This is a genomic window from Yersinia sp. FDAARGOS_228, assembly GCF_002073315.2.
Classification (GTDB): Bacteria; Pseudomonadota; Gammaproteobacteria; order Enterobacterales; family Enterobacteriaceae; genus Yersinia; species Yersinia intermedia.
In genome coordinates this window covers 2930722-2946393 of record NZ_CP020409.2, presented here as the reverse complement: position 1 = coordinate 2946393, position 15672 = coordinate 2930722, and the positions used below count along the sequence as shown (strand labels likewise).

Genomic DNA, 15672 nt, shown 5'->3' with positions numbered 1-15672 from the left:
ATAATGTCAGTGTAGTACTGGAATACTAGCGTGGAGCTGAAACATCACAGAAGATATTAAATTAACCACTTGTTTTTATTAATTATATTCAATTTTTCGTTTTGGATTTTTGAGGGTTAAAATTTTTAGTTATTGTTTATTTATAAGAAAAATCCGATTGGGCTGTACTAAATCTGCTCCTGTTATACAATCTGCGGGCTTAAATAATAGCCGACATATTTCTATCTAAGGAAAGCCGCTATTAAACAGGAGTGGGCATCATGACTGACTACGATAATCGGGAAGAATCAGCTAACATTGGTCTGTTAAAAGAAATGAGCAGCTTACGGGATATCATCGAAAACAATTCAGACTGGTTCTGGGAAGTTGATACTTCTGGCCGTTATACGTTTTCATCCACAAAATCCATCGAGCTTCTGGGCCGCCTACCCCATGAAGTGATCGGTAAAACGCCGTTTGATTTTATGCCGAAGGATGAAGCCCACCGGGTAGGAAAGATATTTGCGGAGATTACGGCTGCACGTATCCCTTTTTCCGGTTTGCAAAACCGCAATATTCGTGCCGATGGTAGTGAAGTTTTAGTTGAAACCAGTGGTGTCCCACTGTTTGATGATAATGGTGAATTCAAGGGTTATCGCGGAATTGATCGCAACCTGAGCAATTTGTCTAATGATGCAGGTAAGCGCTTATTCGAGTTGGAGTCGATTTATTCTAGTGCCCCTGCGGGCCTGTGTTTTATCGATACTACTCTGCGCTACGTTACGGTAAATGATTATCTGGCTGAACTCTTGGGTAAAAACACTCTAGAGATCAATGGGCGAAAAATTGCCGATTTCCTACCTAGCATTATTCCTATTTTGCAAAGTGCTTTGTTGAAAGCCTATTGCAATGAAAGTATCCCCGATGCTGAATTTCAGATGCCCGATAAAACGCGGGTCTTCTTTATGCGGATAAATGCGGCCAGATATCCCAATGGTCAGGTCAGTGGGCTGTCAGTCGCCATGATCGACATTTCGCCGCTGAAAGAGATGGAAGAAAAGCTGCGCAGCAGCAAACAGCATTACCGCAACATGGTGGAGCTGAACCCACAAATTCCTTGGACTGCCTCGCCGGACGGTATGATTACCGATGTCAGTTCACGCTTTGAAAAAATTACGGGATTAACCCGCGAACAAGCGCTGGCTGATAAGTGGCTCCGTACCATCCATTTAGATGATCGCCACCCTACGTTGATCCGTTGGGAACAAGCCTTACAAACACGGCAGCCACTCGATGTTGAAATTCGCTTTTGTCATGTAGAAAAGGGATGGAACTGGATGCGAATCCGTGCGGTCCCCAGCATAGATGATAATGGCGATGTATTGTGTTGGTACGGAACCGCTGAAGATATTCATGAACGAAAATTACTGGAGCTTAAGCTGGTTAAAGCTAATCGGCGTCTGGAAATTCAGGCCCGAACTGACTCGTTAACTAAATTGCCTAACCGCAGAGCGTTCAAAAAAGTACTGGCTCATGAGTTTATGCGAGCTAAACGCTCAAATTCTCCGCTGGCAGTGTTAATGATTGATATTGATTACTTTAAGAATTTCAATGATTGTTATGGTCATATCTCCGGTGATGCCTGTCTGCGGTTGGTCGCCAGAGCATTACGTAAATCACTAAAACGCAGTACCGATATTGTTGCTCGTTATGGCGGGGAAGAGTTTGCCGCTATTTTGCCAGATACCGATCAGCGGGGAGCCAGCCTGGTAGCTGAGCATATCTTGCAATCTATCCGTGCTATGGGTATCAAGCACAGTGACAGTAAATTCCGTAAGGTTACCATCAGTCTCGGTCTAACCATTTACCAGGCCAATCAGCATGTTGGCACTACGGATCAGGCAGATTTAATGCTCGCGGCAGATCAAGCACTCTACTACTCGAAAAAGAACGGCCGTAACCAATTTAACTTAGCTGAACTCCCCTGCTAATGCGGCCGAACTGGCTACTCTGAGTAAAAATAACCGGTATTAAATAATGATGGCCGCCACGCCCTATATGGCTAAATGTTTCGTTAAGACAATATTTTTTCGATGCCGTCTCTGGCACTTTTTTCTGGCTCGGCTATTCTCAATAAGGCGACCAATCTGGTCATACCTCATACCACTTGGTGGGTAAGGAGTCTTTATGGGAAAAACCGTGGTAAAAATCAGAGATTTTGAAGTTGATGACGCAGAACTCTCTGCACCACTGACAAAAGGCGAAAACACACTCAGTATCCCTTGTAAATCGGACCCTGACTTGTGCATGCAGTTAGATGGATGGGATGAACACACCAGTATTCCCGCAACGTTAGATGGTAAAGATCGGCTGCTTTTCAAACAGCATTATGATCGACATCAGGATGCCTGGGTGATGAGGGTAACGTAATTGCTGCGATAAGAAGATCCGTCAACCCATAGCAACCATTTATGAGTGACGGTTTCTTCTCTCGTGATCCGATAATACCTGTCATGCAAAATCAATCAGATTACTGATTACTAAAATCAGCCATCAGAACTTCTCTAATAGTTTGAATTTCATACAGATTAACATCATCTCTGGGGAAAACATCTCGTATTCTTCAAAAAAGCGCTGCTGTGTTTTACGCCAATACGCCAGCGTTCGATCGCCCTCACCCTCAGCTAGGGCATGGGATTCATCAACCTGATCAAACGTTTTCAATTCTACATCGGTCAACTCTACCGCACAAACCGGCTCATTGCGGCCATCGACCACAACAAACATATCCCCCGCCTGCGGTACACCCTCTTCATCCAGTGCAGCACAGGTCGCTGTTTTTGTACCATTCAGTACTAATGCCAACAAATCATCTGCCACTTGTTCAGTATCACCAAATGCCCAACGTTCGGCGTCTTGATATTTTTGTGGGACTGTAGCCATAGTTTCATTATTCCTATTCGTCATCTTATTGATGCAGCGCATATTACACTTTATCTTAACTGGCACGAACTGACTAACTCTCGCATCAGCATAAATTTTCGCTACTATACCTAAAGTAACCAGCGTCGCAGTAAACAAATGAATTCCGCAGAGCTGACCCAATCAGACATAATATTAAATTAAAATAAGGACCCTATGGTGACCAAACGCTTGCATACGAAACATTGGAAGATGTTTGTGGTGTTACTCTGTATCTGTGGCGCATTAATGCTGCTGCGGTGGGCGTCGATGATCTTTGGCTGATATTGCCACCACTAGCGTTTGTCTTTAGGTAAAAATAAGCAGCCACACTTCGGGCATACTAATGCCGTATTTTTGTGTACTTTTTCTGAGCTCTGCTCAGAGGCTGCACCACAATCCGGGCACTTAATATTTACTTTGGCACTGCTAACCAATCTTCTGACGCTATCAAGAAATGACATATGCTCGCCTCTCAGTTGTACAACCTCGTTAGACTACGTTAACCAGCGGCAATAAACCGTGGCGTGGTCAGCGTTTACTCATATTATCTCTACCGGGCCAGATTTTTTTCGCGAAAATAGCCGGTTTTTGCGGGAGACAACGGAAAAAAACAAGCAGAAAATGGAAAAGTACGGGGAAAACATTCACCACGCAGCATGGCTTGCATGCTTAGCGTAGTGACGTGGTGGGCGGGTTGTTGGAAACCTTTGGTCTGGGATCAGTGATTCCATAATTCTTGGATCAATCCTCTGACCCGAACTTTGGAAGCACCCGCAACCAAGCTGATAACACGGTTAGCACTCAACGTAGAAACGTCGGTATTCCATTCATCAAATGAATGTTCTGCGTAACTATCGTTGAAAACCTTTTTTATCGAGGATTCAGCTTCAGACATCTCACTGAAACTCTTAGCGTTTATTAAGCACTGAGCAATGATTGAGACTTTTTTCATGTTTTATCCTTGATTATCGGTCGCATAGTGTAGCACAATTAGCACCTCTCTGATCATATGCTGCTTAAATTGTTTTCAATTGAAGTTAACATTTTGATATTACAGTAGATTAAATCAAACCTAACAGAGACATTCAGCCTTCGCATTGTCATTAACACATACTAAAACTCTCTCCCGTCTCTCAGAACTTGCTTAAAAAGCACCTATCAGTATAAAACTGTAATACAAGTTTCATTACTTATTCACAATTAGTGCCTTTTTTAGTCAATTCTCGTGCTATATTGTCATGGTGTTATCATGATAAACACCTTACCTGTTCGGGTAACTGAGGGGCCAAATGGTCAGCAATTTATTTCTCTACTCACTATTTATTATCTATATCACCGCCGCAGTCATTGATGGTTCGCTCCCACTGTTTAGTCTAATGTAAACCGTGTGCGAGCCAGGCCTTGGCGTAATCCTCAGCCCCAAATCCACCTCTCAGTTACTGTGAGTAACAGCAGCATCTTGTAATAACTCGCCCATCTCAATAACGCCTGGTGGACGCAGTGACCATTTTGGCCCTTGTAATGCCTCGGCATAACCCGCCTGATACAAACGCTCCATCTTAATTGGATCAAAAATCTCTGTGCCGTTTGTATCAACATTCGATGGAATGGTTATCCAGTGGAACCCCGATTTTTCAGCCAAAGAGAATGCATAAATACGATATAAATCCCCAACCAATGCCGCTTTACTGGTCGAGTCCAGAGTACGCAGGGCAATATTACGCACCAGCCGTGGTGTCGGTTCTGGTTGTGGGCCAAGTTGGCCGTTATGAATAATGTAAATATCTTCTTTACTGTCTATCAGCCCTGCTCTGGCACGAACAACTTTTGAGCTGTACACGCCGCCATTGTAGAAGACCCGCGCCGCCACACCGCCGTCAACATGCATTTCGTCGTAATGTTTACCCTGAGCGACTACATCAAAAAACACCGGAGAAAATGCGACCGGGACGGAAGAAGAAGCCAGCATCACTTTTCGAAATAGCATTAGGGCCTCAGGAGTACCTTTCGCCGCAATCAGCCCCATATTCCAGACCATAAATCTTTGTGAATCGAGATCTACCGTCCCCATATACAACCGCCGACCATGCTGATGAGCCTTGGCTATCTCACTCATTAATTCAGGTGTAATGTGCCCATCAATCAATTTAGATAACGGGCTGGTATCGGCTAACGACTCACGGAAGAAGAGGCGAAATAGTAGATTATCCAGATGGAAAATATCACGCGTGGTGGTGGTGGTATAAAAGTCATGCAATGCCTGATCGTGATCGCTACCTAAAAAGGCAAAAGGTGCAATCAGCGCGCCAGTAGAAACCCCGCTAACCACTTTAAAAACTGGGCGCTTGCCTGTTTTGGTCCAGCCATTCAAAAAACCGGCACCAAAGGCACCATTTGGGCCACCACCAGATAATGCCAGGTGGGGATAAACCAATGTGCCATCCGCAGCTCGGAACATCTCTTTAGATTCGTCTTTATAAGATTGCAGTAGATCTGCTTCAAATATGGGGCTAATGTGCCCTGCCCCTGCACGAATATTCGGCATTCCGGGGATTTCCGCTGCTGGCATTAATTCCACTGGCACTGGGTTTCTAGGTAATTGGCTACAGGCCACCAATAAAGAAAACCCGGTTAGTAACGCCATGGCACGCCCTAATTTCCAGCTTATTATCATTCTATTTCCTAGCGGATGTGGCCACATGTTACTGACTAAACGTAGACTAATTTAATGATACTTTCACAAAATAATACTATCTGTTATGCCATTGTTGATGAGAGAGAGTATACCGACAGTGCTGGCTTAACTTGCTGTCAGGGCTGACATTTGGGTGGGGGAAATGGCCTGGCACGCGCACCATGCCGATGCGCTCCATCAGTGCTTGTGAACGCAGGTTAATTAAAGCAGTAAAAGAGACAATTTCGGCCAGTTTTAATTGCTCGAAACCAACCTTCAATACTGCCAATGCAGCTTCCGTTGCCAGCCCCTGCCCCCAAAATGAAAAAGCGAAACGCCAGCCGATCTCGACACAAGGTGAAAAAGGCAACTTAACTGTCGGAATATGTAGCCCCAACGCCCCCACAAACTGCCCGGTAGCTTTAAGTTCAACAGCCCACAGCCCCCACCCGCGCTGCGCTATTAATAATTGACAACGATCTGCCATCGCATCGCTTTCAGCGCGGGTCAGCGGGGCTGGGAAACACGCCATAACACGCAGATCCGCGTTCATTGCCGCAAAAGGTACCCGGTCTGATGGCCGCCACTGACGTAGCAGCAAACGCTCAGTTTCGAACTCGATAACATTTTTCATTCTATCGATGCTCATCCTACTTTGGCACAAGGTGAGGACGCGCTCCCCACCTTCCGTTTTATTCCCTCTACTTCTGTGATAATGCCAGCCATTGCTGCACAGAAGGCCGCTGCCATTGATAACTTGCATACTGACGAAGATACTCAGGTAAGTTATCGCCATTCAGAACTAACCGATTAAGCATCAGTGCCAAATCAGTATCTGCAATACACCATTCACTGAATAGATATCTCCGGCCATCCGACAGCAAGCGCTCCAATCCAGAAATAAGCTTATTCGCCGCCTGTTGGCCACTGTCAGACAAAGGAGGCAACCTGAGCCCGGCGAAGACCACTTCAGTGGAACGTTCGGTGCGGATCGGCATAAAATCACTGCGCAACCACGCCTGTATTTCACGCGCTCTGGCACGCTCTTGCTTATCTTGCGGATAAAGCCGCACATACTCTGGTGCAGGGAAACGTTCATCTAAATATTCTGAAATAGCAGAAGACTCAGATAGTTGAAAATCATCAATAACCAGTGTCGGTACCCGGCGTGTCGCCGACAGCCGAGTATAAGCCTCTTGCAAATTCTCCCCAGCAGACAAACTGATGGTATGTAATGAAAAAGGGAGAGCTTTTTCTACCAATGAGACGAATACCGACATCACGTAAGGACTGAAAAAATCCGAATCTGTATACAACGTAATAGTTTTCTGACTCATTGAAACTCCCGCCTGATTATCACTAAGTAGATTGACGTTAATCGGTTTTCATCTGATTGAATAGCGACTTTTGCAAAAAATCATCATGGGCAATAACGCCATATTCCCCGGTTTAAAAACAATAGATAATCTTTGTATCGCAACACTCCACAGCCGAAAATCAAAACAGCGACAATTAATCAGCAGCTTGCTGATCATCTAAAATCGTCAGCAGAATATCTGCATCCGGGGTTGTTATATGCTTCCCTTCGAGAAAACCGACGAGTTTAGCCTCCGCACCATGCTCATACACTTCATAACCTGCGATTCGATAGCCCGGTACGCCATCTTGGCCACGGATGTACTCATCACCATCAATGTAATACTCAACAACGCCGCTGGCATCTTCAATCTCATAACGTTTATCGAAAGGGAACTGTTTCATTACTCATCCTAAAAAAACACAACATGCCTATATGATGCCAATTTATAGCTATTTTAGGAAGCGTTAGCCGTACAGTCCCTCTCGTTGGCATGCGGCAACGTTGATTTGGAAATAAGAAAAGTGCCAACTTACTCAGGTAAGCTTTGTTACTTTCCATCTATTTATACACAATAAAAATAACTGACCTGACTAATGACTATTTTTTAACTTTAAAGAAATAGTGTTTCCCTGCCAACATTCATATACCTCCAGCTAAAACCTTAGTCATATTAAACGTAATTGTCGATGCCGAAATAATAGCCAATTCGGTTTTATAATCATCTATTGCTTTTTAATTGTGTCCGCCGGTTTTATTTTCGTCCATCTAAAATAGATTAAAACTAATCAGCGCTTAGTTATTACCTAATAAACCAAATGGTATAAGAAATAGATTACTGATTAGTTATATTCACCCTGCGATAAATCTGCATATTAAGTTCTTTTAGCCCGCCCCAAAAAATCAGCTATCTGGTGCAGATTTCACCGGTTACAGACGTGAAAATAAATGCAATTAAGGTAAACTTAAGCCCCTAAACAAGGGGACAGAATGAATAGTGAAATATTTTTTGCGGTGCTGGGGGCTGCACTGTTACATGCTTGCTGGAATGCTCTCGTCAAATTTGGCCGTGATCGGTTTGTCGCAATCTCATTGATGGCCATTTTCTCCGGTGTGATTTCACTGTTTGGTGTTTTCTTTGTTGGGTTACCCTCGCTGGGCGCACTTCCTTGGTTGCTGCTATCGGTTGCTTTTCACACCGGTTATTGCCTGTTTCTAAGTAAAGCTTATGAACAAGCTGAGTTTGGTCAAATCTATCCTATCGCTAGAGGGATTGCCCCGCTGCTAAGTGCGCTACTCTCTTGGCTAATTTTGTCGGAGATTCCGCGATCTTTATCATTAGTCGGTGCTGCTATTTTAGTTTCCGGTGTCATTATGATGACGTTTGATGGCCGCTGCGGTCCTAAAAAAATCAGTTACAGAGCTATTATTTATGCATTAATTACTGCTACTTTTACCGCCTGCTATACCCTATCGGATGGGGCTGGTAGCCGTGCCAGCATTGAACCGCTTAGTTATATCCTTTGGTTGTTTATGTGCAATGGGATAACTATGTTTGTATTACTTTGGATAATGCACCGCAATGTGGTTTTTCGCGAAATACGCCAGCACTGGCGACATGGAGTTATCGGCGGTGCGATGCAGTTACTGGCTTATGGTATTGTCATTTGGGCCATGAAAAGCACGCCCATCGCCCTGGTCGCCGCTCTGCGAGAAACCAGTGTCTTGTTCGCCATGATAATCTCTATCTGGATGCTAAAAGAGAAACCCTCGATGTTACGCCTTATCGCCAGTGCCATTATTATGCTGGGTGTAGCAGTAACCAAGTTTGGCTGATATTTCACCAGATAATTAGAATGTCATTTATTCAAAAAGGAGAGCGCAACTTCTTCTATAAACGCGCTATACTCATATAAATCCTATAAATCCTATAAATCCTATAAATAAGGAGAATATATGCTCATAGGATTTGTTTTATTGGTTAGCACCTGCGGAATGGATGCTTGCGAGGCACTGCCCGTGACCGATGATGTCTACACAACACGCCACGAATGTATGGAGGTAGCCGCTCGCATTCATGCAAGAAGGCCTGATGTGATCTTGCTTTGCGGGGAAGTATACCGCCAATCTGATAGTGACCAATCTAATTGAGTGGCTTCACCCCGTTAGTTTTTGGTATCTGAAGATGTAGTTTATTTTCTACATCTATTCTGTATGACATTTGAAAACCCACACTCACCAGCCATTAATTATAATAGTTAAATGGCCCGCTGAGTTAAATTTAACCTGTATTTATTGATAAAACTCAGTTCTGATATTGGCGGTCAGATTAAGTCCTATTACTATTTCGTTGAATTGTTTTAACTCCACATAGGCTATTGTTTGCTCTTATCCTAACGATTGGTATATGTTTTAGCGGAACGGTAATAAATATCAAGCAAGCCACCACCAGCCCGATCCCTACCCACCCCATAACAGGCAGCCTTTCTCCCACTATAATTACTGCCAATATGGCTGCAACCACTGGCTCAATAAGGGTGATCGTCGTGGCCATACTTGCTGTTATTCGTGCCAGCCCATATCCATAGCAAATATAGCCAATAAACATCGGGACCAAAGCCATATAAATACCTACCGCAGCATTACTCCATGATGCTAATAGCGGCGCGCCAGTAACAAAAAGCACCGGCATTAGCAACATACCGCCAAGACCAAAAATCGCCCCCATAGCTGTTTTAGAAGGAAGGCCTTGTTGCATCATGCGGCGAGCAGCCCACGAATACAGCGCATAAGTAAAACCAGCGAGAAGACCGAGAATAACACCGAACATGACATTGGATGACTGGACTAAGGTGTCGTGGCCGGTACTTTCAGCCATACTGAGCAATATCATACCCGCAACACCAAGGATGGCCCCTAACATCCAGCGAACCGTCAGTTTCTGCCCCTCCAATCCATACTCAATAAAAGCAGATAACAAGGGGGCCGACCCGATGGAGATTACAGTGCCGACCGTAACACCCGCTAAATGCATAGAGGCATAGAACGCCAGTGGATAGATGGCAACGGCGCTGACCCCTATCAGCAGTAAACGCCACTGTTGAAGTAGTTTATCGATGTATCTGGTGATACTCCCAGCGGCTATCATCGCCTGGAGTAGCCCCCCAAAACCCATCGCAACAGCGCCTATGGCAACGGCGCTGACCGCAGGAGCAAATGTTGCCGCTGTTCCGGTTGTTCCCCACAGTATGGCAGCAATCAACACCCCCACCATGCCCAGCATGCGCTCTTTCTGAGTAACCGTCATAGCGACTCCATCATGTCGGCGGCCATTGCCATTGCTTGACGAACGCATTCACCATTACCTTCCAAACCCGCGCGGGACATACTACCCTCAAGTAAAAATGAAAAGTGCCTGGCCATCCGTATGGCACGTTGCTTATCACCAGAGAGAAGCACACAAAGATGTTCAGTCAAAATCGACTCTACCTGCTCTTTGTGCCCGCGCACTGCCTGCCTACCCGGTGCCCCAGCGGGCAGTTCAGCCGCAGCATTGAGTAGCCCGCACCCTCTGAATCCACGTTCATAGGCAAATTCAGCATGGTCTGCATAAGCAAGAAAAACAGCCATCACGCTCTCTTTCGGACTCGCCGCTTGTTGCAAACGATTAGCGTACAGTGCGAGCCACTCTTCATGGCGAATCTGTAAATAAGTCGCAACAAGCTCTGCTTTGGACGCAAAATTGTTGTAGAGGCTTTTCTTGGCAACACCAGCCCTTTTAACAATGGCATCAATACCGGTTGCCGCAATTCCATCGTTATAGAACAACACCCTTGCAGCACTCAGCAGCCGATCTCGGGCACTTTCTGATAATTCGCGTGAGGACATGGCAAACTTCTTCCTGCTTTGATTGGATGTAGGTATACCAGTCTACCTACTATTATTGCGGCGTCAATATAAGCAAAAAAGGAATGCTCTATATTAAATGCTGAAAACTAATACCGTACCCAGCCATAACGTCAGGTTTGGCCGGAAATGAGGGAAAGGACTGATGATGGGTTTCACGTCGAATGTTTCATCACATAAAACTCGGCCACCGCCGAGTTTACATGCTCAAGTACAGAGACTGATGATAATGATGTGAACTTAGCGCCCTTTTTTCTTACGCCCAGGCTGGGCAAAGCGCTTGCGGGGAGCCGAATTACTGTCGGACTTTTCGGTTTTTTTCACCCCATTAACTCTCGGTTTTTTATCTGCAACAGACTTAGCTTGTACTTTTTTCACCGGTTTTTCATCTGATGATGAGTTTTCAATCAGCTTAAATAATTCGATTAGCTCATCATCAGTCAAATCTCGCCACTCGCCCATTGGCAACCCTTTCAGGGTGACGTTCATGATGCGAGTGCGTTCAAGTTTGGTGACTTCATAGCCAAAGTGTTTGCACATCCGGCGAATTTGGCGATTTAAGCCCTGCACCAGCGTGATATTAAACACAAAGGTCGCGACTTTACTCACTTTGCATTTTTTAGTCACCGTACCCATCATCGGCACACCAGCACCCAGGCCGAGAATAAACTCTTCAGTCACCGGTTTGTTGACCGTCACCAAGTATTCTTTTTCGTGATCATTCCCTGCTCGCAGGATCTTGTTGACCAAATCGCCGTGATTTGTCAGAAAAATCAACCCCTGTGAGTCTTTATCCAAACGCCCGATGGGGAATACACGTTTGCTGTGATTAACGAAATCAACGATGTTATCGCTTTCACCCTCTTCCGTGGTGCTAATAATACCAACCGGTTTATTCAACGCGATCAGCACCAAGTCATTTTCGTTACGAGGTTCAATAAGCTGACCATTAACTTTGACTACATCCCCAGAATATACCTGATCGCCAACAGCAGCACGCTTGCCGTTAATAAAAACATGCCCTTGTTCGATGTAACGATCGGCATCGCGACGAGAGCAGATACCGCTCTCGCCAATATATTTGTTAAGACGGGTGGATGAGTTGGTCAGCATAATTCTTCCGTAAAAATAAGACGATACCACGTTAGGCTACAGAGCCAGCAGAGTAGCTTAACAGAGATAAAGCAGAGTCATAGCGACATTATTTCTGCTAGCGTGTATTTATCGCGTTTTTGGCTTGCCATTCTTATGCCACTAAACGATGCGTTCTTCAACAAGTGACCGCTCATGATCACGATAAAATGCCTATATATCTCTATATCGTCTGTTTTTTTAACGGCCTTTACCGCTGTGAAGTGTAAAAAAGGGTAAACAAGCTTACATCATGGCTCTTAGCCTTTAGGCTAATATTTTTTAGACTTAAGCAGGAAGCGTAATGCAACAACGAATAAGTCAATGGTTGGAAAGATTGGGATTGGAATTCAGCGATTTGATGTCACTGACAATGGTTATTGGGCTTATTTTATTAATTTCTGTTGTCATCCATCTGATACTACACCGCGTGGTATTGGCATCCCTCCAACGTAACACTCAACAATCGAAACACCTCTGGCAACGGGTTGTCACCCAACACAAACTTTTTCAGCGCATGGCATTATTGCTGCAAGGGATTATCATCAATCTTCAGGCAGTACTGTGGTTACAAAACGATAGCCAAGCGCAGGTGATTATCGCGACAGCCGCGCAAGTGTGGATCATGGTCTTCGGACTACTAGCCCTATTTTCATTGCTTGATACGTTGCTGGCACTGCTACGCCAAAATTCAATCGCTCATCAACTACCTTTGCGTGGTATTTTTCAAGGGTTAAAGCTAATCGCAGCGATATTTATCGGTATCATGATTGTTTCACTGTTGATGGGGCGATCCCCCTTATTGTTGCTAAGTGGCTTGGGTGCCATGACGGCAATACTGATGTTAGTTTTCAAAGACCCAATTCTAGGCTTGGTAGCCGGTATTCAGCTCTCAGCCAATAATATGCTAAATGTAGGCGACTGGTTGGAAATGCCAAAATACGGTGCGGACGGTGCCGTGATAGACATTGGTTTGACCACAGTAAAAGTCAGAAACTGGGACAATACCGTCACTACTATTCCAACTTACGCACTGATTTCCGACTCTTTCAAAAACTGGCGCTCGATGTCTGAATCCGGCGGGAGGCGTATCAAACGCTGCATAAATATTGATACCACCAGCGTGCATTTTCTCTCAGAGAAAGAACAGCAAAACCTTAATCGCCATCCATCGTTACAACGTTACCTTAACGAAAAATCTCAGGAACTGAATCAGTATAATCAGCAAATTGCTCTCGATCTGAGTTCACCGCTAAATGGCCGACGTCTAACTAATCTTGGTACGCTACGCGCTTATTTAACAGGATATTTACGCGATCATCCTGGTATTCATAAATCAATGACGCTAATGGTGCGCCAACTGGCCCCCACTCCAGAGGGCCTGCCCTTGGAGATTTACGCATTTACCAATACGACTGTCTGGGCAGAATATGAAGGTATTCAGTCAGATATTTTTGATCATATCTTTGCCATCGCAAGTGAGTTTGATCTGCGTATCCACCAAACGCCAAGTAGCTACGATATGCGTAATATGCTAACACTCGCAACTCCCTCAAATAGTTAGGATTCAACATTATTAACTGCGTTGTTAACTACGCAAGTGACACCAAAGATTTACTGCAAAAAAGCCGCCAATGCAGGTTCATCATCGAAAGGCTGAGTCCAGTAAGGACTCAGCAGCTACGCCGTATCCTATTGTTCCTCGCTGCCTGGTCAAGCGCTATGGTGTAGAAATTGTTCGCCGCTGTGACCCATTAAGATAAAGACTTATTAGGGGATGATTGATTTTGGCAGGGTGCTATAAAAAAGCCTTTGTTGATAGCGCAGCCCCATAGTTGAATTACTTGCAAATATGTAGGCACTTTCATGCGATAATAAGTAAATTACATGGACAAAAGGAAAATTGCCCCATGGACACCGGATTTATCCTGTTCTGGATTTACGTAGTTGGCGTTATTGTCTCTACTTTCATCATCTTCCCCCTCACGCGTGATCAGAGCTTATTAGTCAGGTGGTTATCTGCATCTCTTATCGGTATAACCTGGCCCTTGAGCCTCCCGGTTGCCTTACTTCTCTCAATGTTTTGACAAGATGCAGCCTGAAATGTTTGTCCTAAAATGCCCCTGAGCCATTGTTCACAAGGGTACTCTGATTATTATCGTCCGATGATAACGCCCCCTACTATTCTGACGGACTTTACTCGCTAAAATCGCACACGTAGGGCGGATACGTTTACGCGCGGATCGAATATCAAAGTTCCCCCTGGCAATCATATGACCTTTCGCTTGATGCGCTATGCCATCGCGGCCATACGACGCCAACAGGGCTAACGCCCCGGTGAATTCAGCCTAAAAATTATACAGTGGAAATCAGAACCAATTGTAGTCTGCAATCTAACATCTGGAATTTCTTGATACAGGATTCACACCGATACAATTTAGATGTTCACCATATAATGTCATTTCAAGATAGTGGCTATAATATTATAAGAGGTAATAAAACAAATAGGAGGATGTATGTATCACTCTATTCTAGTCCCCATAGACATCTCAGATCCTGAGTTTACCCAGCAGGTCATTGCTCACGTTGAAACACAATCAAATCTGACTGATGTCGCTCACGTTCATTTCCTAACAGTTATTCCGACATTTCCCTATTACGCTTCTCTTGGGTTAGCTTATGCGGGAGAGGCTCCCGACCAGGAACAGATTAAAAATGAAGCGCTAGCAAAATTATCTGAAATCATTGATAAATTTAATATACCGAAAGACAGGATAAAAAAACATATAGCTTCTGGCTCCCCCAAAGATGAGATACTCAGGCTTGCTAATGATATTAAAGCCGACTTGATTGTCATCGCGTCACACCAGCCAGGCATAATGACTTATCTACTGGGCTCGAATGCCGCGGCGATAGTCCGCCACGCCGAATGCTCAGTTCTTGTCGTTCGTTAAACCTGGCATAATGTGTTCCCTCCCAAACCCTGCTGAAATCGCAGGGTATTGGATAGGACCGACTTAAAAATCCCCAGTACAAGTTCATCCCTGATAGAGATAATTAATCATGGCATCAAGGCCAAAACGATATGATGCCGTCTTACCTAAAAATCGGGCATATCAGCGATATTACAAATCTTATTACTGGCGAAATCCACTTACTGAAAAAGAGATTCCTCTGTGACAAATCGCCCGTAGAGATGCCATATCCCAAGCTATTCAGGCTAGCAATATATTGAATCAAACTTTCAGCCAGTAGTCCTACTTGAGCGACTGCCAGCTCTGCCCCAACTCCTGCGGCTAAAGCGTTATTCAGCGCTATTAAAGCATCGCGAGCTGGCTGAGAACACCATGAAAATGAGAGTCCTGCAAATCGGATATATTAACCAAGAATTTGAAGATAAGCCGCTCAAGGCCGTTACCACCAAGCATATCGCTGATTTTATTAACACCTATGTCAATAGCGGTAAAAGTTCGATAGCGGTAAATCTACGTTCTGTTTTGTCTGATGTGTTTGGGTGGCCATTGCTGATGGTTTAATTAGCATCAATCCAGTGGATTTATTCTGTTATTGGTTCTGTTCGTCATTATGAAGACGCCCTCAGATAATTATTGATACTGTAATATGGATTAATCGCTACTCAATCTGACTGTCAGCGAGAAGC

General features: G+C 44.6%; 19 protein-coding genes. 9 read left to right on the top strand and 10 right to left on the bottom strand.

The window, feature by feature from the left end:
* Nucleotides 1-260 precede the first annotated feature (260 nt).
* Together A6J67_RS13585 and A6J67_RS13580 are read left to right on the top strand one after the other, a co-directional pair.
* A complete protein-coding gene (locus tag A6J67_RS13585) occupies nt 261-1970 on the top strand; it encodes a diguanylate cyclase (RefSeq protein WP_032905812.1) in 1710 nt (569 codons plus the stop codon).
* A 196-nt stretch (nt 1971-2166) separates the two neighbouring features.
* Entirely contained in the window at nt 2167-2409 is a 243-nt protein-coding gene (locus A6J67_RS13580; RefSeq protein WP_050297742.1) for a DUF1480 family protein, read from the top strand.
* A 123-nt stretch (nt 2410-2532) separates the two neighbouring features.
* Here the strand turns inward: A6J67_RS13580 and A6J67_RS13575 are convergent, their stop codons facing one another.
* Entirely contained in the window at nt 2533-2922 is a 390-nt protein-coding gene (locus A6J67_RS13575; protein ID WP_050088360.1) for an ASCH domain-containing protein, read from the bottom strand.
* A gap of 195 nt (nt 2923-3117) precedes the next feature.
* Between A6J67_RS13575 and yniD the strand changes: the two genes are divergently transcribed.
* Nucleotides 3118-3225, top strand: coding sequence for a small membrane protein YniD (gene yniD / locus A6J67_RS23690; protein WP_086018937.1), 108 nt, complete (start codon nt 3118-3120; stop codon nt 3223-3225).
* Between the two features lie 11 nt (nt 3226-3236).
* Here the strand turns inward: yniD and A6J67_RS23685 are convergent, their stop codons facing one another.
* From A6J67_RS23685 to A6J67_RS13550, 6 genes are all read right to left on the bottom strand, one after another.
* Nucleotides 3237-3404, bottom strand: coding sequence for a YnfU family zinc-binding protein (locus A6J67_RS23685; RefSeq protein ID WP_005182967.1), 168 nt, complete (start codon nt 3402-3404; stop codon nt 3237-3239).
* A gap of 257 nt (nt 3405-3661) precedes the next feature.
* On the bottom strand, nt 3662-3895 hold the full coding sequence (locus A6J67_RS13570; RefSeq protein WP_005182969.1) for a hypothetical protein: 234 nt from the start codon (nt 3893-3895) through the stop codon (nt 3662-3664).
* A gap of 480 nt (nt 3896-4375) precedes the next feature.
* On the bottom strand, nt 4376-5617 hold the full coding sequence (locus tag A6J67_RS13565) for a patatin-like phospholipase family protein (RefSeq protein ID WP_050297743.1): 1242 nt from the start codon (nt 5615-5617) through the stop codon (nt 4376-4378).
* A 76-nt stretch (nt 5618-5693) separates the two neighbouring features.
* Complete coding sequence (locus tag A6J67_RS13560) at nt 5694-6251, bottom strand: GNAT family N-acetyltransferase (protein WP_050297744.1); 558 nt, start codon at nt 6249-6251, stop codon at nt 5694-5696.
* 67 nt (nt 6252-6318) lie between these two features.
* Nucleotides 6319-6954 (bottom strand): glutathione transferase, encoded by a 636-nt coding sequence (gene yfcF / locus A6J67_RS13555; protein ID WP_050297745.1) that lies wholly within the window; start codon nt 6952-6954, stop codon nt 6319-6321.
* A 175-nt stretch (nt 6955-7129) separates the two neighbouring features.
* Nucleotides 7130-7378, bottom strand: coding sequence for a hypothetical protein (locus A6J67_RS13550; protein WP_005182985.1), 249 nt, complete (start codon nt 7376-7378; stop codon nt 7130-7132).
* A gap of 586 nt (nt 7379-7964) precedes the next feature.
* On the opposite strand from A6J67_RS13550, the gene A6J67_RS13545 reads away from it, so the two are divergent.
* A complete protein-coding gene (locus tag A6J67_RS13545) occupies nt 7965-8810 on the top strand; it encodes a DMT family transporter (protein WP_005182986.1) in 846 nt (281 codons plus the stop codon).
* A gap of 120 nt (nt 8811-8930) precedes the next feature.
* A complete protein-coding gene (locus A6J67_RS13540) occupies nt 8931-9125 on the top strand; it encodes a hypothetical protein (protein ID WP_032905816.1) in 195 nt (64 codons plus the stop codon).
* Nucleotides 9126-9303: 178 nt separating this feature from the next.
* Here the strand turns inward: A6J67_RS13540 and A6J67_RS13535 are convergent, their stop codons facing one another.
* The 3 genes from A6J67_RS13535 to rluF form a co-directional block, all read right to left on the bottom strand.
* The gene (locus tag A6J67_RS13535; protein WP_050288938.1) at nt 9304-10281 is read right to left on the bottom strand and encodes a DMT family transporter; all 978 of its coding nucleotides are present in this window, start codon (nt 10279-10281) and stop codon (nt 9304-9306) included.
* Complete coding sequence (locus tag A6J67_RS13530; protein ID WP_042569912.1) at nt 10278-10862, bottom strand: TetR/AcrR family transcriptional regulator; 585 nt, start codon at nt 10860-10862, stop codon at nt 10278-10280. Before A6J67_RS13530 ends, A6J67_RS13535 begins: the two co-directional genes overlap by 4 nt.
* A 258-nt stretch (nt 10863-11120) precedes the next feature.
* A complete protein-coding gene (rluF, locus tag A6J67_RS13525; RefSeq protein ID WP_050297747.1) occupies nt 11121-11993 on the bottom strand; it encodes a 23S rRNA pseudouridine(2604) synthase RluF in 873 nt (290 codons plus the stop codon).
* A 322-nt stretch (nt 11994-12315) separates the two neighbouring features.
* Between rluF and A6J67_RS13520 the strand changes: the two genes are divergently transcribed.
* From A6J67_RS13520 to A6J67_RS23490, 4 genes are all read left to right on the top strand, one after another.
* Nucleotides 12316-13575 (top strand): mechanosensitive ion channel family protein, encoded by a 1260-nt coding sequence (locus A6J67_RS13520; RefSeq protein WP_005182999.1) that lies wholly within the window; start codon nt 12316-12318, stop codon nt 13573-13575.
* A gap of 346 nt (nt 13576-13921) precedes the next feature.
* Nucleotides 13922-14098: a GhoT/OrtT family toxin gene (locus A6J67_RS13515; protein WP_032905817.1), complete on the top strand. Its 177-nt coding sequence runs from the start codon at nt 13922-13924 to the stop codon at nt 14096-14098.
* A 429-nt stretch (nt 14099-14527) separates the two neighbouring features.
* Nucleotides 14528-14965 (top strand): universal stress protein UspF, encoded by a 438-nt coding sequence (gene uspF, locus A6J67_RS13510; protein WP_005183002.1) that lies wholly within the window; start codon nt 14528-14530, stop codon nt 14963-14965.
* Nucleotides 14966-15358: 393 nt separating this feature from the next.
* Nucleotides 15359-15547, top strand: a complete 189-nt coding sequence (locus A6J67_RS23490; protein ID WP_050297748.1) for a hypothetical protein — start codon at nt 15359-15361, stop codon at nt 15545-15547.
* Nucleotides 15548-15672 lie beyond the last annotated feature (125 nt).